The 23,757-nt window shown below is 59.0% G+C and carries 19 protein-coding genes and 3 pseudogenes; 9 read left to right on the top strand and 13 right to left on the bottom strand.

Translation table 11 applies throughout. From position 1 onward, the window contains the following. Positions 1-407: 407 nt before the first annotated feature. Complete coding sequence (locus X741_RS150920; RefSeq protein ID WP_023778338.1) at positions 408-761, top strand: hypothetical protein; 354 nt, start codon at positions 408-410, stop codon at positions 759-761. A gap of 143 nt (positions 762-904) precedes the next feature. Here X741_RS150920 and X741_RS1000000168545 read toward each other — a convergent pair whose 3' ends face one another. Then, positions 905-1,873: a glycosyltransferase family 10 gene (locus tag X741_RS1000000168545; protein WP_084018634.1), complete on the bottom strand. Its 969-nt coding sequence runs from the start codon at positions 1,871-1,873 to the stop codon at positions 905-907. A gap of 15 nt (positions 1,874-1,888) precedes the next feature. Continuing rightward, positions 1,889-2,649, bottom strand: a pseudogene (locus tag X741_RS1000000171020) (hypothetical protein); the annotation flags it as partial. Between the two features lie 413 nt (positions 2,650-3,062). Here X741_RS1000000171020 and X741_RS150925 point away from each other — a divergent pair. Continuing rightward, a complete protein-coding gene (locus tag X741_RS150925; protein WP_023778337.1) occupies positions 3,063-3,533 on the top strand; it encodes a MucR family transcriptional regulator in 471 nt (156 codons plus the stop codon). A 231-nt stretch (positions 3,534-3,764) separates the two neighbouring features. On the opposite strand, the gene X741_RS150930 is transcribed toward X741_RS150925, so the two are convergent. Continuing rightward, positions 3,765-3,977, bottom strand: a complete 213-nt coding sequence (locus tag X741_RS150930; RefSeq protein ID WP_023679670.1) for a cold-shock protein — start codon at positions 3,975-3,977, stop codon at positions 3,765-3,767. Positions 3,978-4,321: 344 nt separating this feature from the next. On the opposite strand from X741_RS150930, the gene X741_RS150935 reads away from it, so the two are divergent. From X741_RS150935 to X741_RS150940, 3 genes and pseudogenes are all read left to right on the top strand, one after another. Next, positions 4,322-4,576 carry a hypothetical protein gene (locus X741_RS150935; RefSeq protein ID WP_023671853.1) on the top strand — a complete coding sequence of 85 codons (255 nt, stop codon included), beginning with the start codon at positions 4,322-4,324 and terminating at the stop codon, positions 4,574-4,576. A gap of 990 nt (positions 4,577-5,566) precedes the next feature. Then, positions 5,567-6,215: pseudogene (locus X741_RS1000000171015) on the top strand (pitrilysin family protein); the annotation flags it as partial. Positions 6,216-6,408: 193 nt separating this feature from the next. After that, on the top strand, positions 6,409-7,866 hold the full coding sequence (locus X741_RS150940; protein WP_198023968.1) for an NAD-dependent succinate-semialdehyde dehydrogenase: 1,458 nt from the start codon (positions 6,409-6,411) through the stop codon (positions 7,864-7,866). Between the two features lie 814 nt (positions 7,867-8,680). Here X741_RS150940 and X741_RS150945 read toward each other — a convergent pair. The 4 genes from X741_RS150945 to X741_RS0135035 form a co-directional block, all read right to left on the bottom strand. Then, positions 8,681-10,684: a class I tRNA ligase family protein gene (locus tag X741_RS150945; protein ID WP_023778333.1), complete on the bottom strand. Its 2,004-nt coding sequence runs from the start codon at positions 10,682-10,684 to the stop codon at positions 8,681-8,683. A 255-nt stretch (positions 10,685-10,939) separates the two neighbouring features. Beyond that, positions 10,940-11,719 carry a phytanoyl-CoA dioxygenase family protein gene (locus X741_RS150950; RefSeq protein ID WP_023778332.1) on the bottom strand — a complete coding sequence of 260 codons (780 nt, stop codon included), beginning with the start codon at positions 11,717-11,719 and terminating at the stop codon, positions 10,940-10,942. 499 nt (positions 11,720-12,218) lie between these two features. Next, positions 12,219-13,580 carry a lysine N(6)-hydroxylase/L-ornithine N(5)-oxygenase family protein gene (locus X741_RS150955; RefSeq protein ID WP_245272724.1) on the bottom strand — a complete coding sequence of 454 codons (1,362 nt, stop codon included), beginning with the start codon at positions 13,578-13,580 and terminating at the stop codon, positions 12,219-12,221. A 125-nt stretch (positions 13,581-13,705) separates the two neighbouring features. Further along, positions 13,706-14,086, bottom strand: a complete 381-nt coding sequence (locus tag X741_RS0135035) for a hypothetical protein (RefSeq protein WP_156937899.1) — start codon at positions 14,084-14,086, stop codon at positions 13,706-13,708. Between the two features lie 988 nt (positions 14,087-15,074). On the opposite strand from X741_RS0135035, the pseudogene X741_RS150960 reads away from it, so the two are divergent. Further along, positions 15,075-15,547, top strand: a pseudogene (locus X741_RS150960) (prolyl oligopeptidase family serine peptidase); the annotation flags it as partial. A gap of 19 nt (positions 15,548-15,566) precedes the next feature. Further along, a complete protein-coding gene (locus X741_RS150965) occupies positions 15,567-16,259 on the top strand; it encodes an OmpW family protein (protein WP_023778328.1) in 693 nt (230 codons plus the stop codon). Positions 16,260-16,940: 681 nt separating this feature from the next. Here X741_RS150965 and X741_RS1000000168535 read toward each other — a convergent pair. Then, positions 16,941-17,159 carry a helix-turn-helix transcriptional regulator gene (locus tag X741_RS1000000168535; protein ID WP_023778327.1) on the bottom strand — a complete coding sequence of 73 codons (219 nt, stop codon included), beginning with the start codon at positions 17,157-17,159 and terminating at the stop codon, positions 16,941-16,943. Positions 17,160-17,305: 146 nt separating this feature from the next. On the opposite strand from X741_RS1000000168535, the gene X741_RS150975 reads away from it, so the two are divergent. Both X741_RS150975 and X741_RS1000000169845 read left to right on the top strand, forming a co-directional pair. Then, a complete protein-coding gene (locus X741_RS150975; protein ID WP_031250145.1) occupies positions 17,306-17,557 on the top strand; it encodes a DUF2285 domain-containing protein in 252 nt (83 codons plus the stop codon). 79 nt (positions 17,558-17,636) lie between these two features. Next, on the top strand, positions 17,637-17,981 hold the full coding sequence (locus tag X741_RS1000000169845; protein ID WP_156937898.1) for a hypothetical protein: 345 nt from the start codon (positions 17,637-17,639) through the stop codon (positions 17,979-17,981). Positions 17,982-18,275: 294 nt separating this feature from the next. On the opposite strand, the gene X741_RS1000000171010 is transcribed toward X741_RS1000000169845, so the two are convergent. The 5 genes from X741_RS1000000171010 to X741_RS150995 all read right to left on the bottom strand — a co-directional run bounded on the left by X741_RS1000000171010 (position 18,276) and on the right by X741_RS150995 (position 23,757). Next, positions 18,276-18,635 carry an acyl-homoserine-lactone synthase gene (locus tag X741_RS1000000171010; protein WP_051410466.1) on the bottom strand — a complete coding sequence of 120 codons (360 nt, stop codon included), beginning with the start codon at positions 18,633-18,635 and terminating at the stop codon, positions 18,276-18,278. Positions 18,636-18,724: 89 nt separating this feature from the next. Continuing rightward, positions 18,725-19,456 (bottom strand): LuxR family transcriptional regulator, encoded by a 732-nt coding sequence (locus X741_RS150980; protein WP_032927923.1) that lies wholly within the window; start codon positions 19,454-19,456, stop codon positions 18,725-18,727. A gap of 587 nt (positions 19,457-20,043) precedes the next feature. Next, entirely contained in the window at positions 20,044-21,384 is a 1,341-nt protein-coding gene (locus tag X741_RS150985) for an FAD-binding oxidoreductase (RefSeq protein WP_023778323.1), read from the bottom strand. Then, a complete protein-coding gene (locus X741_RS150990; RefSeq protein ID WP_023778322.1) occupies positions 21,381-22,268 on the bottom strand; it encodes a dihydrodipicolinate synthase family protein in 888 nt (295 codons plus the stop codon). Before X741_RS150990 ends, X741_RS150985 begins: the two co-directional genes overlap by 4 nt. A 1-nt stretch (position 22,269) precedes the next feature. Further along, positions 22,270-23,757, bottom strand: a complete 1,488-nt coding sequence (locus X741_RS150995) for an aldehyde dehydrogenase (protein WP_023778321.1) — start codon at positions 23,755-23,757, stop codon at positions 22,270-22,272.

Genomic DNA, 23,757 nt, shown 5'->3' with positions numbered 1-23,757 from the left:
CATGGCCATCACGCGAGGAAAGACATGGCCAACACGCGCAGTATCGCCAATCTAGCCCTTGTGCCGGCGCGACGCTTGAGCAGGTCCACCGGCTGTAACTGCCTCACACCTTGATCCACAGATCCTAGCAGATAACCACGTTGTGGTCATCATTTGACGGACGCGGGGCATTGGCCCATAAGCGAGCCACCGCAAACTGTGCGGTTGCCAATGCGTAATGAAGTGAATTGGAATGATCTTCGGTTGCGAAACACGCACGTCCGACGCAGCTTGCGTTGACAGAGGCGGTTTTACGCGCAATAGCACTTCCGCCGGCCTATTTTTGTGGAGTTCAATTGTGGTTCGGCCAACGGCGCGGGGCGCCGGACCGGCGCCGGTAAACCTCATTAAAGAGAGAGAGACCCTGCATGGAAGAATTCTTACCGCGCATCGCCACTGGTGCCGGCATCGGCCCGGCTCTCGCAGAGAAGGGCGTTGGATTAATGCTGGGTTTCCTGCAAAGCCACGCGGCCGACGGTCCCGTTGCGCGCATGATCGAGGCCATTCCGGGAGCTTCGGAATTAGTAGCGAAGTATCGTGGCGACGACCCAGAGGGTGGCGGCCTTATGGGGCTCGGCCAGCAATTGATGAGTGAGGGTCTCAGCATGGCAAAGATCGCCGGCCTCGCCAACGAGACGATCGCCTGCGCCAAGGAACATGCCGGCGACGAACTCGTGGACGAGGTCCTCAATTCCGTTCCTGGCCTTCCCCAGTTCGTCTGATCAGCGGCAGCCGGGGTCGTATGACCTCGTGCGCCCGTGCAGCCCCTCTGCGCAGCAGGCATTCTCCGCCGAGCGTTCCGTACGCCATCCCGATCTCGCCAGACCACCAACCGCCGGGCACGCGAAGCGAGCGTTGGAGTACTTCATTCGTCCATTGCAAAATCGACTTCAGGCGAATCGATGTGTATAATTTCCGGCGGTAAGGGTTTATCCTGAACGCTTTCGATGAAGCCCGCGAGATAAGCAAACGTATTGTATTTCTCGAGGACCAACCGCTTCGCCTCTCTTATTGCGCCGCGACGTTCCTTCCAGAGGTCCGAGTCGATGATTTCTTGAATTTTTGGGATTACGTTCTTGTCCTCTGGGTCAATCAGAACCATAGAGTCCGAAGGGAAGAACCTCGTGATTGCCGGGCTGCCGTAATAGATCGGCATTGTTTCAGCAACGAAGCAGTCCATAAGCTTCTCTGTAAAATAGTAATCAGCACGAGTATTCTCGAACGCTATACTGTAACGGTAAGGTGCGAGTGCGTTCCATTTATCCCCAATCAGCCGAAAACCTCGGCCGAACAGGTCAAAATCGAGCTCCTTTCTCAGCCGCTCCAGAAACGCCAGCCGATATCGATGTCCTTTAAGCAGGGCGATGTCACTGGTAATCCATGAGAGCCGAAGCGGCTTATCCACGACTTCGCTGACCAGAAGTTGGTCATATGTCTTGTTTACAGACCAAGACCGAGTGATAGGTGGAGACAAAACGAATCGGCGCGCTGCATTCTGCCGAGCAGCCAGCTCTGCGTCACACGTCAGGACGATAGTATTTTTCCCCTGCCCTTCATGAAACGCGCGATGAGCTTTCGTCGGCGGTTCGCCGATTGCAAAAATTGTCCTGTTTGGGCTCGCCTCGATATCAACAGGGAGCCCAAAAAGAGAAGCAGAGTTAAAGACGATATGCCAATCGGGCACGAAGGATGTCGTGCGAACAAAAGCGACATTGTTCCAGATTCCACTGCCCTTTGGAGTGAGATGGTGGATTGCATCATCCAAAACGCCCCAAGAATCTAGACATGTAGCGACAATGGGCGCCGGGCGTTCCGTCAACAATTTGGCCGACAAAGCAGTTCCACTCCCTCACTCGTGAAGGTACTCAATGGCCATTCCGGATTGCGGTAACGTTGGGCAGCATAAACCCTCCGGGACCCGCTGTCGAGGCAATTGTCGCTTTGCACTTGACCAGGTTCTTCCTCGCTTTGTGCGGTGATCAGGCCGGCTGAGTGGCAGCATGCGTGCCCTAAGGAGTTCGCAGCCCGCTCTGCCTACATCGTACGTTTAATCGTCTTCAGGCGGTTGATCAGCCCTTTCGCCTGGCCGTTGCTCCGCGGTAGTTCAATGGCATCGCGAACGGCGTCAACGTCACGGCGTAGGACCAGACCGAAACGCGTGATGGCGACGAGCCCGGAGTTGACGCCACGTCGATCGAAGTGTCGAGCTTGCCGAATTCACAGGCCCGGCAAAATGCCGCGGAAGCGCATGGCAAGCCTGCGCATAGTGGCAAACTCATGTGATCCCTGCTTCAGGACGTCGACCTTTGTGGCCTGGTTGATCGTCAGCACATCCCGAGCTTCGTGCAGAGGGCCGGGGCGACTACCGGCGAGATCACACGGCCGGTCGCGGGATTCCGTATGGGACAGCGTCGCTGGCTTTTTGACGCGTATGATTGAAGCAGGCGACGCACTGTCCTTGCCCGGCCTCTCGGCACGGCGCCAGCTTGCGAGAAGCCGCTCCAGATTTGAGAAGCTGCCCGTGTCGCCGCGCTGTTCGATATCGTGGAACAGGTGTCGTCCGCAACGATTGCCGTCTCTCGAGGACCGGCTAAGAAACGCCTCGAAATACATTGATGTCCTTGGTTACCAACGGCGGTTCCCAGCCCCTTGGAAGAGCGGCTCACCGGGCGATGAACTTACATTTGGCCATTGCCAATGAACGTCCATCGTCCTGACGCCCACCAGCAAGCGATCACGATCCCTCGATTTCACAGTCCAAAGAAGTAAAGCGGGACACAAATAGCGCGCTTAGCCTCGACTACTAGCAACTTCGGCGCAAAGTTACAGCCGGGACGCGCCACGCACCACGGCAGGGTCGCCAACAACGAGTGGCTCAGCGGTCACGACGGGAAATATGGCGCATCGATGTCGCTTCTGGACGAGCATTGGCAATAACGCTGTCGAGACATTGTTGCTTTCAGCGGCAACCGGCCCTATGAAGCGACGCTTCGCTGACTATGTTTCACCGCCTGGAGAGTTTCATGACAGAAGAAGCCGGAAAAAACGTCGACCCCCTCATTGAGCTTGCCGCCGATGTCGTGTCGGCCTATGTCTCCAACAATCCGATCCCGGTGGGGGATCTCCCTGCCCTCATCGGCCAAGTGCATGCGGCTCTGACAGCGACGGCCGGAGGTGTCTCTGCGCAAGAGCCGGTTGCCCTTACGCCTGCAGTCCCGATCAGGAAATCGGTGACACCGGACTACATCATCTCCCTTGAGGACGGGAAGAAATTCAAATCGCTAAAGCGCCATCTGTCGACCCACTATGGGCTGACGCCGGATGGATATCGGGCCAAATGGGGCCTGCCGGCGGATTATCCCATGGTCGCGCCGAACTACGCCGCGGCGCGCTCGACATTGGCCAAGACGATGGGGCTCGGCCGCAAACCGAAGGCGCCGGAAGCGCCGGAGCCTGCGCCGACGAAGCGAACCCGCAAGAAGGTCGCGGCTTGATTTCGGCAATCGAGATTCGTTCTGGAGCGTTGCAGCCATCGGCTTAATCTGCGCGTCATATAAAAAGGCGGGGCCAACCCAGGGGCCAACCCCGCCTTCCTTTCAAACAACTTTGTTTCATGAGGAATTCGCGACGCCTGCAGCAATCTGCTGCCCTCAGTTTTTGCTCGGTCCCATCGAGCGGCCGTGAGGATCTACGTGCCTACTCTTGCCAGGACGCAGGAGAAAATTTCAACCAGCTTTGCTCAGGCTGCCAGCGGAGGACTTGCCAGTGCGGCGATCCTGCTCGATCTCATAGTTGATCTTCTGGCCGTCAGCGAGGGTCGAGAGGCCCGCGCGTTCGACAGCGGAAATGTGGACGAAAACATCCGGACCGCCATTGTCGGGCTGGATAAATCCAAACCCTTTGGTGCTGTTGAACCACTTTACCGTTCCAGTCGGCATATACTTGTTCCTTCTTTTACAATGCAACGTGGGCAGGCCATTAGGCCTGTCCGAGTCATAGCCGAGAGTTGGGCGCAGCAAAAAGCGAAAAATTGTTAAGCCCCGATCAGCTGGCGCACTCCATTGTAGCGTAGCCGCCAGCAAGCACTGTCCTACACTACCGCTCGAGCATGGCCGGAAGCGCCCGATTTCTTCCAACGCTCCTCAGCGCCACGTCGATGGCTCGTGTTTGGAGGCGTGGGACGTAAGGCCGACCGCTGCTCGTGCCGCCAGGTCAAAGGCCGGGTAGTTCACGGATCTGCCTTCGTGCATAACACCTCGGGAGCGCCTTAAGGAGTTTCGAGTTGGATTGTTTCAAGAGGGTCGAGGGGTTGATCGATGCGACCAGCGTGGAAGCGATCGATAGCGCGCGCGTTTTGCTGGACCAGTTCAAGGGCAAGTCAGAAACAATCGCCCAAGCGATTGACGACTTCCTGCTTGATTTCATGACCTTGCTGTTTGTGGTAGAAGCCACCCGCGAGCAGTTCCACAATCCGGCGAGGCGGTTAGCGCGCATCAGATTGAGCAAGGTCAGGCTGTTACTCACGCGATGCTCTTGACCTAAGCGACCACTCCGCCAAGCATGCATTTGCAGCCGAGCGCACCAGGCGGTATTTTACGCACATGAAATCAGTCGCGACCGCTAAATTTTGCTGTTTGGTTCCCAGGGACGACGGCAAGCGCGGACAGCTTCCGTGCTGCTGTCCTGCAGCGGCAAATGTGCTGCATGCCCCCATCCAAGGCGAGCTCGACGTTTGTTTCTTACGTTGACCAAGGTCCCGCGAAAACACTCCCCTTCCCGCAGCAACTCATCACGTTCAACGGCCTCGCGGCAGGCCATCACGCCAGAAGAGAGCAACGGCATCGTTTTTCCCGCCCAGTCCTACGACCTCGTTTCCAGCGCCTCGCGAATGTCGCCACCCGCCGTTTTTTTTCAGGTCCGTCTTCGCGCGCGAGCTGGCTCCGCGCCCACTTAGCTACGCTGCTCACGCCTCTACCCTTCAGCACCGCCCGGACTGTCGAGGACATCGGTCCGCTGGAGCGACAACATTTCAATTCTGACCGTCGGTGCAGCGGCCTTCGAAGCGCATCCTGTACCCCTCCCCGGCAGCGCGCCTAATCGCTTCCGAAGGAAGAAGATATTCTCAGCCGTGCTCGCGTCGCCTTCAGCCCTGTTCAATCGCCCACAATGTCGGATGCGCAACATGGCAGAGCCCGATTTGTCAACAGCCTCCAATGGTTTTCTGATCTGGCACGGTGCATGCCTGGTCATCCGCAAGACGTCGCGGACCAAGGAAAATCCCTCCAATGGCCACCTCCCCAAGAACACCGCCGCAGGTCTCCTGGGTCCATCCGAAGGTGAGGCTCGAGTGAGCCCTGGGCCCATGATTCATCTGACTCGGCGCTGCCCGCCGATCCTCCCACGGGGAGGGGAAGACGCAGCGTTCATCAAAATGAGGACCAAATCACTTTTGCCTCGAACCCTTTGCCTTGCCAAACGCAGCCATCGATCGCCCCCCAAGCTGCGCAAGGCGTTCACTGCCACCGCCCTGGCCCTGGTGACGACCGCTCCGGCTCTGGCCGCCACCGACGGCGGCAAGATCGCGGATTTCCTGCTCGGCAATGGCATGGGTCGACATCCCCGATCACCGCGCGCCAATCGTCACTCATATGGTCTGGCACAAGGTCCGCAGCGCCGACGAGCACCCGGCAAATCCGGACTTGCCCATTTCCTCGAGCGTCTGATCTTCAAAGCGACCACCAACCGCGCCGACAGCGAGTTCACCGAGCCGTCTAAGTGAGTGGCGGCTACAATAACGCCCTCACCGCCTATGACTCGTTTTGGGCGAGATGATGGGCTTCGAGGCCGATCGCATGTTCAACCTCATCCTCAACGAGGATGATATCAAGACCGAGCGAAATGTGATCCTGGAGGAGCGCCGTTGGCGCAGAGAGACGAACCCGCAGGTCTGCTGGACGAGGAGGTCAACACGACATTGCGGCCGAATCAGCCCTACCGCATTCCGGTCAAACGGCTGGATGCAGGAGATGGAAAAGCTGAACGGCACCGAAGCATTCACGATCTACAACAAATATTGCCGACCGAACGACGCGGTGGCCGGCACGTAGAACCAGGCGCTGGCCGCGAAGACCTTTGGCAGGGTTGTGCGCAGGCCGGACCTGCCCGCGCGCAACCGCCGGTCGAGCCCGGCTAGTAGAACCGTGACTCATCTTCTAGCGAATTCAGGTATTCTCCCTTTCCAGTTGGGAACCGTGGTCTGCTAGCTGTCTGGCCGAGGTCCTATGAGGAGCTTGGACGTCCGGACTACACACCGAACCTGCTATATACGCCTGGCGTTGAGGAGGAAACCGATTGCCCCTGTGCCCGCCGATGATCCGTCACCTGAGATCCCCTGACCTGTTTGGACCCATCGATCGCCTGCCGGCACTTGGCACGCGGATTAGAGAGCGGACATTCGAGGTCCTCAACCCGTCGACCGGCGAAGTGCTGGCAGAACTACCTGACATGGGAGTCGAAGAGACATGCGCTGGAATCGAGAAGGCCTATGTCGCGCAGCCTGGATGGGCAGGGTTTACCGCACGTCAGCGCAGCGATGTTCTATGGCGATGGCATGAGTTGATCATCGACCACACCGACGATCTCGCTGCAATTCTCACCGCGGAGATGGGCAAGCCGCTTGCCGAGGCCAAATCGGAGATATCGCATGCTGCGGCGTATCTGCAATGGTACGCCGAGGAGGCAAATCGCGTCTATGGCGAGACGATCTCCGCGCCATCGACGGACCGCCGAATGTTGGTGATCAAGCAGCCCATCGGGGTCGTCGGCACGATAACGCCATGGAATTTCCCAGCCTCGATGGTGGCGCGCAAAATCTCGCCAGCCTTGGCAGCGGGCTGCACGATCGTCCTCAAGCCCGCTGAACAGACGCCGCTCGTGGCTGGAGCAATGTTCGCCCTCGCCCATCAGGCAGGCTTCCCCGAAGGCGTCGTCAACCTGATCTATGCGTCCGAAGGTGACGCGGTCGGCCGCGAACTTTGCACAAATCCCAAGGTCCGCAAGATCAGCTTCACCGGGTCTACTGAGATCGGGCGCCTACTCATGCGCCAGTGCTCGGACCAGATCAAAAAAGTCAGCCTAGAGCTCGGCGGCAATGCACCCTTCATCGTCTTCGATGATGCCGATATCGATGCCGCGGTTGACGGTGCGATCCAGGCGAAGTACCGCAATGCCGGCCAGACCTGCGTTTCAGCGAACCGCCTTTACGTCCAGTCGCGCGTCCACGACGAGTTTGTCGAGAAATTCGGGGAACGGGCTCGCCAACTTCAAGTTGGTGACGGTTTCGCGCCCGGAGTGGACATCGGACCCCTCATCGACAAGCAGGCTCTGGCCAAGATTGAATCCCATATTGCCGATGCCGTAACTAAAGGCGGCGCAATTCGATGCGGGGGCAAACGCCTCGGCACGAATGGCACGTTTTTCCAACCAACGGTCCTGACCGGTGTCACCAGCGAGATGGCCGTCGCGCGAGAAGAGACATTCGGGCCGCTCGCACCGATTATTCGCTTCAAAGATGCGGATCAGGTCGTGCGTGATGCCAATGAAACGATCTACGGCCTCGCGGCCTATTTTTATGCCTCGAACCTGAAGCGTGTCTGGCGTGTCGCCGAGGCCTTGGAATATGGAATGGTCGGGGTAAATACCGGCCGGATGTCTTCGGAAGCGGCGCCGTTCGGTGGGATAAAACAGTCCGGCATCGGTCGTGAGGGATCCCGCCATGGCCTCGAGGACTACCTCGAAATGAAATACCTCTGCATGGGCGGCATCTGAAGCATCGGCTTGCAGGGTTCACAGACGGGTTACCTAGCGAGCGATCTCCAAACATGTGAATTGTAGAATCGCTCCTCGATTGGGAACTGAGGGGCGGTCCGCACCCGAGCAAACACGCAATCCTGAGGAGCCCCCTAAAATAGCTGGATGTATCTCTCGACGGACAAGCGTCTGCATTTTCGGCGAAGACGGCGCGCATGCGACGGAGGATACGCTTGCGATTTGGCGGCCCTCGCCGACTACCCTCAGGCGACGGGCTGTCGTTGCGCGGGTCTGGTTGGAAGCTTGTGCACCAAGCCATCGTCAACGCTGATTGAGCAATATCCGGCTTCAGGGGCACAATTTGGACCTGCTCCATTCCGATATCAGTAGCTCAGCTGTTCTTCGGCTGACTGCCGCGCCGGTACACGCTCGGACAGAATCGCAGGTACTATCACGCGGCATTCGCATCCACATTGGTGATCGGCGCGCGGTCCAGGGCGCGCCAGCTTGACCAAGCGGGTCGAACCGCATTACAGCCTTGACCGGCTGGAGGACGGAAATCCCGATGCCGAAGAGGTTGGTCAGCTCAGTCGAGCCCACACGGCATTGTCGGCACGAACAGCAAGGGCTGGGAAGCGATCGGCCGAGCGGTCCTCGAAGGCGCGGGCCAGGGTTGTTTGACGACGCGTTGATTCAGGCGCTAATCTAGTCTCTACCGTTCAGAGCGGCTTCCCTCGCCAGTGACAGCGAGTCAAGATTTTTGGCGTCGTCGGCTTTGATTGCCGCGCAGATCTGGTCGAGATGGGGACAGCTCACTGGTGCACCTTTGGGCTCATAGTGTTTCCTCGTCGTCGAGATGAGGATTGCCGGATTTGGCGTAGAACACCAACACGGGTCCGAGATCAAAGCGCGTCCCGGGCGCAAGGCGCTGGACGGACCGGGGCCATGTTTCGGTTGAGGCGCCATCGATGCCTCGCGCCAGCGTTCTGGCGAAGCGGGGCATCAGCGGAGCGAGTGTCGGTGCCAGGATCGCAGCGGCCGTCGTCTGAAGGGCTAGCAAAGTCCGATTGCGGGCAGGATAGAAACGTCGCGCCGCCGCAAAGTCTCGCGCCCCGCGGTAGATCACGCAATCGCGCACGAATTCGCAGACCTGAGTGGCCGCGCGCCGAACCGAGAAGCCTTCGTCCGAATAGGCGCGCTCCATCGCAGCGCGATAGATCTCTATGCGAGCAAAGAAGGCGCGGTCGACCGGGCTCCAGTCGCCTGCATCGGGTACACGGCCGGCAAAATCCTGCTTGATTTCCTGGTTCAACGCCTCAAGCCAGTTCAGCCAGATGCTTTGGAACACCTCGTTCTCGGTGCGGCGCAGCGCGTCCAGCGTGAAATCCGTCCGCTCACCTTCCGGGCGTGTCAGCCCCAAATGGAGGCGCACGACGTCAACTGTCTTTGGGCTCAGAACCTCCTTGCCCCAGACCGCATGGCGGCAGCTGGTTGAGAACTTCTTGCCGTCGAGCAGGTAGAACTCGTTGACGTGATAGCGGATGCGTGGCGTCCAGTGGGAGAAGACCTCGGCGTAAAGAGCGGGGTAGAGTAGCGCGTGGTAGAAGGAATTGTCGAAGCCGAAGAAATGGACAATCTGCCAATCGCTGCCGGGCATCTCGGCCTTCCAGTCGCGACCCAGCGAGCGGCCGAGCGCCTGGATGTTGTAAAGAAAACCGAATGCCATCTCCGGCCACACCCAGATCACTTGCCCCGGGAACCCTTCGGCCGGCAGGCCCCAGTCCGAGGGGTGGGTAATGGGCACTGAAAAGTCGCCGCGTTCGCGTAGGCGCGCGAAGAGATCCAAGATCCGTAGCGGAACGCCCGACGCCCTTAGATGCCGATCGATATTGTCGTAGCATTGGTCCATGGCAAGTTCCGGACGGCGGAGGGAGCCGACCAGCGGCGCCTCGGCAGACTGCCGTGACCGCGCTGCACCTAAGTCGTGGCAAAGGTTTGGGGCACCGCATTCCTCGCAGATGTTGCCAGCGGCGGAGCCGCCGCAATCGGGGCAGAGGCCGCCAACATCCGGCTCGTAAAGATAGTGGCCTGTCACAGCATCGAAAAGCGCAGGGCTCTGGCGCAAATCTACCGCCGCGCTGCTCAGAAGACTCCGGAAACACGCGGCTTGGAACTCGCCGTAACCCTCATCGCCCATTGTGGCTTGGAAGCTGTGGACGTCACAATCGAGAAGTGCAAGCGTGGCGCGAATCTCGTCGGCGTAGTAGCCCGCCACGTTTGCAGGCGTCGATTGATCGGCATCGGCGCGTGTCGCGACGTAGCTCTGGTGATCGTCGCTTCCGGTCAGGTGATAGGCCTCGGCTCCTTTCATGCGGAGGAAACGAGTATAGACGTCAGCGCCGAAATAGGGGCCAGAAAGATGCCCCAGATGCAGATCGCCATTTGGCGTTGGCGGCGCTGAGAAGACGAAGGTCGGCCCGCGTGGTGCCGTGATCTTTGCAGCGACATGAAGGGCGGCCTCGCCATCACGCCAGTAGACATCGACGAAATCTAGGTCTTCGTTTCCGTCGTTGCTCAGCACATGCGCTTCAAAAGGGTGGAACAGAACGACATCGCCGGCCTCGACCGAGATTTCCCCAAGGTCGGTCCTGACCTTGCCCGCACCAGACAGGATCACGAAGGCCTCGATTTCGTCGTGCCGATGGGGCTCGGATGTGACGCCGGGTCTAACCTTTCCGAGTGAAAACCCCGCGCGAGCGCTGCCCGTTCCAAGCGTGGCCGTGTCGATACCGAAAGCCCGCGACAGCTCCGTTCGACAAAACGAGTATTTGCGCATGACTCCGAACCTAACCTGTTGAAGCAGTGAGACTTCGGCTGCCAACGCAACAGCCTACCGTGCAGTTCGTGGAAAGAAACGGTAGCCCGCCCCGTTGGCGGCCCCGGCCAGAATAATGCGGCTCTGGGCAGCCAGGCGTGCCACGAGGGGGGCGCCAGTCGGGCTGTAGGCGTAGAAGACCGCCCTGCGACCACCTCCACAATGCATGTGCCGAAGCGTCGTAACCGGCTGCGGACTCCGCCTGGCTGGGTGAGCTCAATCTCGATAGAAAATGCCATTTGGGGGCTTGAGCTTGTCGAGATCAGCCACTTTGCCCTCGGGCGGGTTAAGGGCGCGCTTAAGCACGTTATACTCAGCGCGGGTCGGTCCACCAGTTGAAGCACGCTGGAACACCAAGTAGAGTGTCCGCCGAGAACGATTGCTTTTGTTCAGTCGTGAGTAGTGCGGTGCGTAATCGTCGAAGATGAAGATGTCGCCAGCCTTCCATACTACGGCATCCCAGGAGAACATTTCGGCGACTTGAGGGTCGATCACCCCACCGGCATCCATGGGAAACACCCCCTTCTTGTGGTTGCCGGGACTGAAGAAAAGCCCGCCGTTTTCCGGGTCGGAGTCGTCGATGCCTATGGCAACCACCGCATGGACCATCCGGTCCGGGAGTTTGTGTGGGATGTGATAAATGTCCTGATGCGGGAGATAGCCGCCGCTGTCGGGGTAGTGGAAAATCAGCAGCTCCTTGAGCCTGCGCGTATCTTCGCTAAGCAAATCCTCGACCGCTGATTTTATGCGCTGATCTTCTAACAGCAAACGACGCAATGGATCATGGAAGTCGAGAAAATTCTCGATCTTGGAGGTGATCTTTCGATTGTCCGTCGTCTTCTCGAACCACATGAGCCATTTATCATCGCTGACATCCCAGCGTGACATATCTTCGACAAAGATAGAGATATCTTCCTGAGCCGCTGGAGCGAAGAATCTTTCGAGCCTGACGTATCCATCTTTCTGCCACTTTTCTCTTTGTGCATCCGTCAACATGCGAAAAGCCTCCGGTTGGAAAGACTGGTTGATCGACGTCCCAGTTAGGGCAGTCGGGCGCTGGTCAAGTTGCGGGTCGACGGAGACGGACTCACGTCATGTGGGACGGCGATGCTAAGTGCGTTCCACTCCGGCGGAGATTGTCCGCAGAAGCTCGGAGCGAGCCTCCCTATGTCAGGCTCAGTCGGGTCCAGGGGTTCCGTAATCTGGGCCGGATCAATCGCTTCACCCGGTCCAGCCACGACACGCATCGCTAAAGGTCGGCACCATCCACTAACTGCCGACCCACCCATGGCCGCCAAGACCAAGGCGCTCTTTCGAGTGAGCGACTTGGTACGGCCTTGGCAACCGTAGGGGAAATGCACGCCCCCAGAATAATGCGATGCGCCGCTTGGTCCAAGGGCGGTCACGATGATATCGGAGAAGCCTCCGGCCTTCACCGCAGCGCAGGCGGACATCATTCCTAGGATGCCACCGCCGATGATCAAAAGTGCACGAGTCATATCCCGCTGCCCATTTCTTCGGCTGCGTGGTCGGGCCAGCTCTCGACCGAGGTATGGGTGGTGAAGCCAGGATGCGCGGGGTTCGCGCATGGCGCGCGCCCAAGAAGGCTATCGAGGATGCGGCGCGCGCGCCAGGCCAGCAAGCTTAGGTTCGGATCGGCCAGGCCGCGCTGCCCGAGGCTCGCATTTTGTACGAAGAGGCGTCTGTCACACGGTCCGTCCCAGCTCACAGAAAAATCCTCGCGTATAGCTAGTTCATTGTCGATCTGCTCCAACCGGTCCATGATCGGTTCCAATAAGCTTGGCACCGCGTTCTCGTAACCGGTGGCCAGGATGACGACGTCAGCCGTGACTTCGACCTCGTCCATGCCGTGTTGCAGGGCCAGCCTGTGACCTGGTCCTGCGTTGATGCAGTGCGAGACGGTGCAGCCCGGCCGCAGTGTGATATCGCATCGGTTTGGCTCGAAAAACGCGTGACGGTACAGCGCCTGATAGATCGCGCGCAACGTGCTTTCCGAAATGCCATCCGAAGCAAGCACGAAACGCCGCAGGATCAGCTTGCGTTGCGACTCGCTCATCGCCGCGAAGCGATCCGAAAAGCAGGGCATAAACAACTCGTTTGTAAACGGGCTGTCGTCGAGAGGCAGGTAGTTCTCACGCTGCGAGACCCAAGTGATCGAGGCAGGCCGCCGTTCTTTCGGCAGGCCAACAAGGTGCAACATCACCTCGGCTCCCGACTGGCCTCCGCCAACCACGCAGACATGCTTTCTTCGCACCTCAGGATGGATGTGCAGTAAAACAGATGAGTGGAACAGGTTGCGTCCAGTCCAACCCTGAAATTGAGGCGGAATTTGCGCCTGCTTGCCAATGCCGACCACGACGTTTCTGGCGCCGAGAACCGCCTTATCCGTGCGCACCCGAAACTCGCCGTCAAAGCGGATCTCGCGCACCGTCTCGCCGCCACGCACAAGTGGGTTCCTGTGGAAGACCCAGTTCAGGTATTGCTCGAACTCAACTCTGAGCACGGCTTCGAACTGTGCGTTCAGGAAGTGATACAGACGCCCGTTCTCGTGCAGGAAGTTCACGAAAGTGTAGTCTGATCGGGGATTCACCAGCGTGACCAGATCCTTGAAGTGGCTGACCTGGAGCTCCGAGGAATCGAATGCGATGCCTGGATGCCAGCGGAAGTCGACCTGCCGATCCAGGAACAGTGCCCCTTGCCCAACTTGCTCGTGTATTTGACACGCAAGACTCAAATTGGACGGCCCAGCACCGATCCCAACGCAAGATAACTCCACCTGCTTTCCTCCTATAGAGTCTTCCCAGAAGGCGGCTTGTTCGCGGCGAATATCGGCCACAGCGATTGGGCTCCTCGCGAGCCGTTTGCGAGCCCCGGTGACGACCGGGTTTGCGAGGATTTGTCCACCGCGTTCGGGTCGGCGCATGTATACTCGAGCATTCCAGCGCAGTGACAATCGACGGGTCATTGTATGTCCTTTCCGCCCACCTGGATGCCCGCGCCGTCACGCGAGACGCTTTCCAAGTCTATTAAGCTGCTTGAAGCCGGCGCAATCGCCCGCCTCAAGCATGGCGCGCCGGCCTTTCGGCGACTCGATAGCAGCCGAGAGCGCGGTTTCACTGCGGCGACGGCATTTTCGGTGCGCATGATCATTGAGGACGTCTCGTTGATGCATTCGCAGAATTCCGCGCATAAGCCATGCCAGAGAAGGAAAGCCTTATTAGACAACGATTCGCGGATTTGCTGTCCTGTCGCAAATCCGACATTGAGTGGGACGCTCACGGCCGCGCCCATATTCACGTCGATATCGCCTTTTCGAATGGCAAATCGGGCACGTTTCTGCACCAGAATACTTCTCTTATTGAGACCAGCACGAACCTTCATAAACGGACGGTAACTTAACCTTCCGCCGCGACCCCTCTCTTATGATCAAGCGATTGTCTATGTTGGTGTCGGATCGATGCTCTTGATGAGATGGTTGCCGATCGGCGCATGCCCAGACATAAGTGCATCAATGATTGCGCAATCTGAGACCTTCACCCAACTGGATCTCGGTAAAAATAGCCCGGAAGAGAATTGCGCAATGACTGCTCTGCCGGTCCAAGAGCACGACGCCTTTCGGTCCCTGCGACTCAATCCAGGTGGAGGGATGAGGCCGCAAAGCAGTTTTGTGCAGGCCACCGGTCGGCCAGGAATGGAGCCGTCGTAAAGGGCAGTTATTTTGATCGCCGCGCGGAGTCCTCAGGGCGTGCCGCGCCTAACACCGGCGACGTAGTGGCTGTCGATCGCGCCGTCCCCGATGTCGATCCGAAGCTGGGCCAGTTTTAGCGGTGAGCTTCACTGCTATTCCCCAGCGACCTCGCACAGGAGGTTTGATCAGGCGGTCGCGGCTGCGCTCGTTGTCGGGTCTTCGACAAAGTCGGATGTGAGACACACCGCAATTTGGTCCCCGTCATTGTCCTGAAATGATTTTCTCGCTTGGCACGACACGTGCATGGCTATCCTCAAACGTGCTGCGGCAAACACTGAGGAGAAATCATGCCATGATCAAGCTCGCCGAACCTTCGGCCGCAGCCCCGAAAATTGAGCTTTCCCCGGCCCACGGAAAGCTTTGCGCCTGTTTTCCCGGCTACATCACTCTTCGGGTTATCCGGACGTGACCGCATTCGATTTCCGCCGAACGTCGAATGCTCCGGCCCATCCCTATCTTTGGATCGAAGATGTAGAAGGCGAACGGGCACTTGACTGGGCCGCCAGCCAGTCGGCCAGGCCCCTGGAGCACTTCGGTGGAGCGCAATTCGAGCGGGACCACGACGGGGGCACTACGCTGCAGAGGCGGATTGCCGCCCAGGGCGGCTCAAATGGCGCCCTTCTAATCGCCAGTATGCTTACTGGCTATCCTGGGCGGATCGGCGCGCTGTTCTTCATAATGCCGCTCGTCGATATGCGCCGCTACACCAAGCTTGGGGCGGGCGCGAGCTGGATTGACGAATATGCCGATCGCGACAGGCGGAGGAATGGATTTCCCAAAGAAATCTCCGCCTATCACGCCACGACGCCGGGACCGCCGATCCTGCTTGCCACGACGAGGCGGGACAGCCGCGTCCATCCCGGCCGGCGCGCGCAAGATGGCCGCAAAGGCTGCAGGCTTTTGGCTATCCCGCTTAGTTCAACGAGCTCGGAGCGGGCGGGCACGGCTACGGCAAGAATAATCGGGAGTGGGCCGCATTCATTGTCTTGGGCACCATTTCCTTCGCGGTGCGGTGGCCTAGCAAGATTAGCCATAATGAAATGTATCATTTCTGACGATTAAGGAGAGACCATCATGGAAAGAAAGCAAATGGGCGTGGCACGTCGCGTAATAGCGGCCATCATCCTGGTGCTTGCGGGACAGCAGGCCGTCGCGGCCGACCTTGCGCAAGCCGCGAGGGTCCCGCAGCCGGGAGCCGCGGTCACGGAACCAAACCCTTGGCAGGTTCGCCTTCGCGCGTTGGGGGTCATCACTGAGAATTCGGGCTACGTTAACACGGTGCCCGGCTCCGGTCTTTCCTATTCGGACACGGTGGTTCCGGAACTCGATATCTCGTATTTTTTCACGGAGAACATCGCCGCCGAGCTCATACTCGGCACCACCTATGCAAACATCGGGGGCCAAGATACGATCGGCGGGCTAGGCAGTATCGGCAAGGCTTGGCTGCTGCCGCCTACGCTGACATTGCAGTATCACTTTACCAATTTCGGCGCCTTCAAACCCTATCTCGGTGCCGGCGTGAACTACACGATCTTCTATAACCAGGATACCGGCAGCGCCGATGCACTCAAGGTTAAGAACACGTTCGGCACCGCGCTGCAGGTCGGGTTCGACTACATGGTGGATCAGCACTGGGGCATCAACTTCGACGTGAAGAAGCTCTTCCTGAAGCCAGACTTCGACGTCACGGTAGGCGGCGCGAAGCTGACGGGGAAGGCGGAGCTCGATCCCTGGTTGATTGGCACAGGTGTCACCTACCGCTTCTGATCACGAAAATGAAGGCGGCTGCTGGTAGCCGATCTGAAATGAAGGGCGCCTTGCGCGCCCTTTTTACGGTCGTCCCTGCGCAGGCGACTCGACCCGGATCATTCGAGGAGGCGGCCTTTTTATCCCTTAGACGGGGGATGTGATCCGAAAGGAGGAACGTTCTGATCAATTTAACGATGACCGCGCGACGCATAGCAGCCGATTTTTGGGCGTACTTGAGAGGCCGTTGTGGAAGGCGGAGCCTCCCCGCTTTCACCGGACCAGGAGGGTTGCCTTGTTCAATGTGGCCCCAACTAACGCCTGAAACAAAGTGCTTAGACGCGCCTCGGAGCAGGATGGCTTTGCCGTTGTTGTTGGAATGCTGCGGCCAGACTGTTTACCGACAACGTCTCCTAGACGTCATTCCTGAGTTACACGCTTGGTGGAGCATTGCTCACCACAACTGGCCTTCCACGGAACTTTCATCGGGTGGCGATTAGATCCTCGGCGGTTTTAATCGCCATGGGTCCTGTTTTGGGCTCTTGTGGCTGCCGCTGTAACCATACGACCGAGACCGCCTCAGCGCGCAGAAGAAATGCGCCCGGTTCACAAGCGCCCACCGCCCGACCGAAGGCGCGCGGGCGTCGTTAAGAGCTGGCCGAAGTTCCCGCTTCGGTCTTCGGTCGAAGCTGATTGTGAATGCTACACTTTGCGCGGCGGCTTTATTAATTCGCAGGGGTCAACGTTGAATGCCTCCGCGATTCGTCCAAGCACACTCACACTTGCAGAGACGCGGGCGCGCTCGATCGAGCCCACATAGCGCATACTAAGATCCGCGCGTGCAGCCAACTCTTCCTGCGTCAGATCTTGTTCATGGCGCAAGCGACGCATGTTAATCGCCATGACCTCTTTGAGATCCACGGGCGAGATAGGCGCTGAAAAGGAATTATCGTTCTAGGAATGATCGTTCCTATTCTTTATAGTTGGCCAGTTGGTGAACGGACTCCCTCGGGCCCAACCGGCCGCCCGCCACCATCCGCCTGAGATCAAACAGCGAAAGAGCGGACATGAACCCAAACATTGCCGACGAAGTCCCCTGGTCGGAGAACCTTACGAGCTACGACAGGGAGCATTTCACGATCTACCTGCGGATCCTGGATGCCTGCGCCGACAATGCTAGCGAAAAGGAGATGGCCGAGCGCATTCTCGGCATCGACCCGTCCATTGACCCGGTCCGCGCCCTCAAGGCTCTTCGCAGCCATATCGACCGTGCGAACTGGATGGTGACGACCGGCTACAAGGAACTGTTCGCCGGCTGACGCACAGCGCCGACTGTTATGCTCTAAACAGGGTGCAGGTATCCGCGCCCACGACGGCGAATTGAAGGTTGCGCTCCGCATGACGAAGAAGAAGATGCTGACTCTCTTTTCGGCATCAGCAGGACTGCGCCGCACATTGCAATGCCGTCAGGTAGAACGGCAATATCGTCGACCATGCAGGCAGCTATTCCGCAATGACCGGCAACACGTTTGCGCACCGGCGCGGAGACCAAAACACGGCCGCACTGCGCCCGCCAGACTCAGCGAAACAAAACACCGCAACGCGACAGGTGCCGGCCGACGCGATCAGGTCGACGGTGGCTCGACGCGACAAATTGTTGGCCTGCTGGCGCGCAGCAAGCAGATCATGCTGGAATGTGGGACTGCGCCGCAAGAACTCCCAAGCTCAGGCACGCAGCGTTAGCTGAGCGGTATAGTAACGTGATCTTTCAACCAGTCGGGCGGATCGGTCACTGTCGCTACAGATGCGCATGACCGCGCTACCCTGCCCGCCCCAGCGGCCCGGAAAGATCACGCCGCACGGCGAAGCACCGGTGTCCAAGTACTGGACCCTTAATGCCGCTGCTGTCGCACGGTGTAGAGTCTCCTTTGGCACTTCTAGATGGCCGCCAGTGCGCGTGAGGCGCCGATCGCCCGATCCGCTCAAGCGGCCAGCCAGCGCGACGAAGAATGTGCTCCGTGTGCACGGCGGCGGCCCTCACGGATGGCTCAGCCGGCGTGAGAGGCCGAACTCGAAGAGCCCGTAGTTCCCGAGAGCAATACGTCCGCTCCCTTTTTTCGCGGAGGAAGCTATGTCGAGCGCGAAACTTGCTGCTTTCCCAGACGCTCGGATCCTCAGGTGCAGCCTTCCCTCCAACAGCACCGGAAAAGAGCCGGGAAGCATAGCAGGGCCCGCCGGCGCAGAAGGCGGACGCAATCTTCGAACCCGCCCCTCGAACCCGAGCAGCAAGAGGTAGTGCGGTATGAGCGCGTAAACGAAAACGACCTCATAGCCGCCATAGACTCGCACGTCCCAGTCGAGACGTTCCTTGAAGACGCCAAATCGTAGGCGACGCATTGCATGCAGTTCGTCAGCAAGGTCATCGTAGCAGGGGCGCGAAGGGCCTCCTCGCCGGGAAAATTCCCCTTCACAGGTGAAGCTAACGTTCAGGGAACTGAAAAACCCGAACCGGCTAGGCGCGCAATTGCCTGTTTGGTGGTCGTCACCCCAAGCTTCCGTCGAGCGTTGCCCAGATGAAACGCGGCCGTGCGCCGCGTGATCCCCAGGATGCGGCCGATCACCCAATCGGACTTGCCGCGGGCCGCCCATTGTAAGCACTCGTATTCGCGCGGCGTCAGCAACACACCGTCGACTATTCGATCGCCCGACAATCTGCGGCGGACGAATGTATGAAAACAGCTCGCGAAAAGCGGAAGACCTTGTTCGTAGCGTTCCGCCACGCGAAAGTATGCAGGATCGGGCTTGTCAGCGGCAAAGGTCACCGCCGCAAAATTGCCGCAGCCATCAATGATCGGGATCGTCACACCGCAGCATATGCCGAACTGCGCTGCTTCCTCGAAAAGCCTAAGCTGAGGCCTGGATAGATCAAAGCTATCAACTCGCCATTGGAATGGGGACTCGCCAGAGCGTGCACGCACAATGACCGGGTCGACACGCTGATACCGGTTCTCAAGATAGCGTGCTGTCCAGAGCGCCGGATAATTCGAGATCAGCATGGGCTTGCCATTAGACCCCGGCGGCAAGGAGATGTAGGCAAAGGCGAGTAGATCGAGACTTGAGGCGACATCGGCCAGGGCTGCACGGAAGTCGCCGTCATCGACACTTGCCGACAACTTTTCCAGGAATGTCTCAAAGACAATTCGCATGTCCTTCGCCATCCCATGAACTCCATGGCCTCGATATGCCTGTTACCGTCACCCGGCCGCGCAGGCACCAAATGTCAGCCTACGGGGCTGACCGTGGCCTGTCTCGCGGGCATTTGGACACAGCCTCCATGTGGCGCAGTCCATACGGGGCGGCAGTATCTTCATAGCGGACATGGAGAAGCTCGAGGTGTCGTACGAACATACGTCGCTCTCCTTCTCCAGCCTTGCATGACGCGCTGCAGCCAGCCTCATCCAGCGTTGAGAACCTAGCCCTGCCGGCGGGGAGGTGCACCGGCAGGGCGTGCCGCGCTTAGGGTCGCCGCCGCGTGGCGACCAGACAGCGGCGGCAATTAACAGCCATGAGTCTTCATCCTCCTCCCACCACGGACCTCATGATCCGCGGATGAAACGTCAGGGGTATGGGAGCCGCAGGCCCTTGGACGACAATGCTTTTCAATGGAGGTCTCGCGAAGTTTGTGGTGCATAATTTCGTTTCCATCCTGTTTTGAGATCACTCAAAATGGATAAAGCTAGGTACCTCACTATCGGTCGGAACAAATTGCGGTCGAGGCTTTTCCGTAGCGATGCCGTGGGCACGCCTATTCGCGTCCCGCGCGCCATTCTCTGTAGGCCAGGTTCAGTCGAGCGCCCACGTCGGTAAAAGGCCGCGGGGGCAAGGTCTGCGGCTTTTCGAACGAACGGAATATTTCGCCGAGCTCTGAGCGGTGCCCGAGTAGGAGTTCGGCAGTCGCAATGCCTGCGGCGGTAGACTTGGTCCCACCGATGCCATTGCAGGCGCACGCAGCAAAGATACCGTCCGCAACTTCCCCAAACAGCGGCACTGTGTTCCGCGTCAGCGCCATAGCGCCTGCCCATCGATACTGCATCTTCAGGTGACGCTGGCCTGGAAAGCGGTCCGCAAACTTGCGGTCATGCAAATCACCCGCGCTTTTGATTGTTGCCGCCCCGGCCTCGATGGTTGGATGGTAGGTGTAGCGTGACCGTATCAGGATGCGATCGCCATCAGATCCGTTAATGCGCCGCACCGTCGTCCCCATTGGGGAAGCGGGCGTGGCTCCCCATTTCCGATATCCGCCTAGCGTGGAAGGAGCAAACGGCTCAGTGAGCGAGGCGTGCGTGAAGACATGAAGAAGCTCACCTTTTCCGAATCCGAAGCTTTCCGCGTGGCCGTTTGTCGCCAGGATGACCCGCCCCGCCCTAATCTCTCCCTTGGGTGTCTTGATGGAGCAGCCGTTTAAGGAGGTTTCGATAGCAAGTGCGGGCGTGCGCTCGTACAGCCTCACGGGTTCCTCAAACACATCCGCAATGGCCCTCACGAGCGCCGCCGGCTGCACCATGACCGCACCGGGGGTGAAAAGCCCAGACTTATAAGATCGCGTCCCGGTGATATCCTCGACCTCTGCAGCGTTAAGAAGCTGATTTGGTTCCCCCAAGAACTTGAGCTGCAAGGAGTACGCTTCGAGGTGCTCCGTACCGGCATCGGTCATGGCGACACTGTATTTGCCGCTGGGATCGAAGACGTTCTCGTCCCAGCCGTGCGCCTCTGCCAGGCGGGCGTAATGTCGAATTGCGGTCCGCGCGACCAGGATCTCATTGTGGCTTTTGGCTACGGCGTCCGCCCCGAAACTGCCCGATGAGATGTCGTGAGGCAGGTCAATAAGGAATCCCGAGTTCCGGCCGCTGGCCCCGTGTCCAACTTTGTCAGCATCAATGATGGCCACGGACAACTTGGGATCGAGATCGGCCAGTCGCACCGCGGCGGCCAATCCGGCGAAGCCCGCACCGATGATGGCGACATCGACAGTGATCGCGCGTTCGAGTGCGGGTGTTGACATCCGCGCCGGGAGCAAGGCCTCCCAGCCGGACTCCACGCCGTGGGCGGGAAGGCGACGTGCCCGGTAAGTCTTGCTGGCCATCATACCGCTTCTTGTTCAATCAGCGGGCCGAGGGCCGTGCGAAGCGCGGAGATGCGGTCCGACGAAAGGAGGCGGAACGGCTTCCGGGCGCTGCCGCCGCCATATCCGGTGAGTTCCGAAGCCGCATAAACGCTCGGAACATAGTCACCGTCCCAGAGAAGCGACATGATCGGTTCCAGCAACTTCCAGAGCGACTGCACGTCGTCCCACCGCTTTTGCTGCGCAGCTCTGACGATGGCAACGCAGGTGCGCGGCGCAATGTTCGCACCGCCCCAAATCAAGCCGGAGCAGCCGGCGAACAGGGAGAACGGCACCAGCGGATCGGCCCCATTGATGACATTGAGACCAGTATCGATCAACCTGACTTGGCCGACCAAATCGCCGCTGCTGTCCTTAACGGCTTTGAATTCGGGTAGTTCGCAGAGCCTGCGCAGCAAACGCGGTGTAATACGTACACCCACCGCCTGGGGCACATTATATCCAATAATAGGCAATCCGACCCCAGCGACCTCGCTGTAGAAATCGAAGACACTGTCATCGTCGGATGGACCTTCGAAGAATGGCGGAAGGACCATCACACCGTCTGCTCCAGAACCCTTCGCAAAACGGGTTCTTTCGACGACGTCGCCAGTAAGCAAGGCAGATGCCTGGGCGACCACCTTGGCCCGCCCGGCAACGACGCGCGCACCGCGCTCAATGAGCGACCTCGATTCCTCCGGTGTCAGGTAAGCGTGCATACCTGTGCCGGAGCTGAACACGAAACCGTCGACGCCTGCGGCCAGATGCCGTTCAATGAGCTCCTCGAACCGCACGAAATCGATGCGGCCGTTGGCGTCGAACGGCGCCGTGATTGCGAGATTGAGGCCGGGAAAGGCGAATGATGACATTTCAGAAACCTTCATTTGAGCTGCTCAGGTCGATCCAGAGCGTTTTGGTCTGGGTATACTGATCATGAGCGTGCAGGGACTTGTCGCGGCCGCCGAAGCCCGACTGCTTGTAGCCGCCGAACGGGGTTGCAGCGTCCCCCTCTCCGTAACAGTTCACGGTGACGGTCCCGGCCTTGATCGCCCGTGCGGCCCGCAGTGCTCGTGTTCCGTCAGCCGTGAAAACTGACGCTGCGAGGCCATATTCAGTTTCATTGGCGAGGGAGACCGCTTCCGAGAGGGACTGCACCCCAATCACAGAGACGATTGGCCCAAATATCTCTTCCCGGACGTGCTTGCTATCGTGGCGGTCGAATTCAATGATCGTGGGTTCGATCGTGGTCCCATTGAAGACCTTGCCGCCAGCCACAACCCTTCCCTCGCCTCCCAGATAGCCACTAACCTTCCCGAAATGGGTGGCAGAGATCAGCGGGCCGATGCGCGTGTCGGGATCAAGCGGGTCGCCTACGGTCCAGGACTTGGCGACTTCCGTCAGTTTTTCGAGGAGGCGGTCCTTCACGTCATTGTGGACGAATACGCGCGAGATCGCCGAGCAATTCTGGCCCATATTCCAGAATGCGCCGTTGCCGATATGAGCGGCCACCGCGTCGAGATCGGGAACATCGTCCATGACAATGCAAGGGTTCTTGCCGCCCATTTCAAGCACGACTTCCTTCAAATTGCTTTCGGAGGAGTACTTCAGGAAGCGGCGGCCGGTGTCGGTGGAGCCGGTGAATGAAACGGCGTCGATATCGGGGTGCCGGCCAATCGGTTCACCAACGTCCGGGCCGTCACCCGTCAAGACGTTAAACACGCCAGCCGGCAGGCCCGCGTCCAAAGCGAGTTCAGCGACGCGCAATGTGGTAAGCGAGGTCTCCTCAGCCGGCTTGACCACAATCGTGCACCCTGCGGCAAGCGCTGGGCCGATCTTCCATGCGAGCATCAGAAGGGGAAAGTTCCACGGAAGGACCAGGCCGACAACTCCGATCGGCTCGCGGACAACAAGGCCGAGCGACGCATCGTTTGCAGGGGAAACCTGATCGTAAATCTTGTCCACGGCTTCAGCATGCCATCTGAGGCTGTTGATCGCCTCGGGCACGTCAATGTTGATGCAGTCGCTAATGGTTTTGCCGCTGTCGAGGCTTTCCATCAGCGCCAGATCGAGCGCGTTATCCTCGATAACGGACGCCAGCTTAAGAAGCACCTTCTTCCTGATTGCTGGGGGCAACTTAGACCAACGGCCGTCCTCAAACGCTAGCCGAGCGGCAGCGACCGCCTTGTCGACATCCGCCGCCGAAGCCGCCGGAAGCTCCGCTAGGACCTTGCCCGTCGCCGGGTTTATCGTCGGAAATGTTTTACCGGAGAGGGCGGCCGTTTGCTCTCCGTCCACGATCATCCTGTTCGGCAATTTGAGAGCGGTTGCCTGCGTCTTGTAGTCGACTTTGTTCAGCAT

It is taken from the genome of Mesorhizobium sp. LNHC221B00 (assembly GCF_000502935.1).
GTDB lineage: Bacteria > Pseudomonadota > Alphaproteobacteria > Rhizobiales > Rhizobiaceae > Mesorhizobium > Mesorhizobium opportunistum.
Note: the sequence above shows the minus strand (reverse complement) of the source record. Positions and strands in the feature narration are given on the sequence as shown.

Bases quoted from the DNA above. Each gene is read 5' to 3' on its own strand.
- X741_RS150985 (WP_023778323.1), bottom strand. From the start codon at position 21,384: ATGATGGCCAGCAAGACTTACCGGGCACGTCGCCTTCCCGCCCACGGC.
- X741_RS150990 (WP_023778322.1), bottom strand. From the start codon at position 22,268: ATGTCATCATTCGCCTTTCCCGGCCTCAATCTCGCAATCACGGCGCCG.
- X741_RS150925 (WP_023778337.1), top strand. From the start codon at position 3,063: ATGACAGAAGAAGCCGGAAAAAACGTCGACCCCCTCATTGAGCTTGCC.
- X741_RS150945 (WP_023778333.1), bottom strand. From the start codon at position 10,684: ATGCGCAAATACTCGTTTTGTCGAACGGAGCTGTCGCGGGCTTTCGGT.
- X741_RS150965 (WP_023778328.1), top strand. From the start codon at position 15,567: ATGGAAAGAAAGCAAATGGGCGTGGCACGTCGCGTAATAGCGGCCATC.
- X741_RS150940 (WP_198023968.1), top strand. From the start codon at position 6,409: ATGATCCGTCACCTGAGATCCCCTGACCTGTTTGGACCCATCGATCGC.
- X741_RS150930 (WP_023679670.1), bottom strand. From the start codon at position 3,977: ATGCCGACTGGAACGGTAAAGTGGTTCAACAGCACCAAAGGGTTTGGA.
- X741_RS150995 (WP_023778321.1), bottom strand. From the start codon at position 23,757: ATGCTGAACAAAGTCGACTACAAGACGCAGGCAACCGCTCTCAAATTG.
- X741_RS150975 (WP_031250145.1), top strand. From the start codon at position 17,306: ATGAACCCAAACATTGCCGACGAAGTCCCCTGGTCGGAGAACCTTACG.
- X741_RS150950 (WP_023778332.1), bottom strand. From the start codon at position 11,719: ATGTTGACGGATGCACAAAGAGAAAAGTGGCAGAAAGATGGATACGTC.
- X741_RS150920 (WP_023778338.1), top strand. From the start codon at position 408: ATGGAAGAATTCTTACCGCGCATCGCCACTGGTGCCGGCATCGGCCCG.
- X741_RS1000000169845 (WP_156937898.1), top strand. From the start codon at position 17,637: ATGACGAAGAAGAAGATGCTGACTCTCTTTTCGGCATCAGCAGGACTG.
- X741_RS150980 (WP_032927923.1), bottom strand. From the start codon at position 19,456: ATGGCGAAGGACATGCGAATTGTCTTTGAGACATTCCTGGAAAAGTTG.
- X741_RS1000000171010 (WP_051410466.1), bottom strand. From the start codon at position 18,635: ATGCGTCGCCTACGATTTGGCGTCTTCAAGGAACGTCTCGACTGGGAC.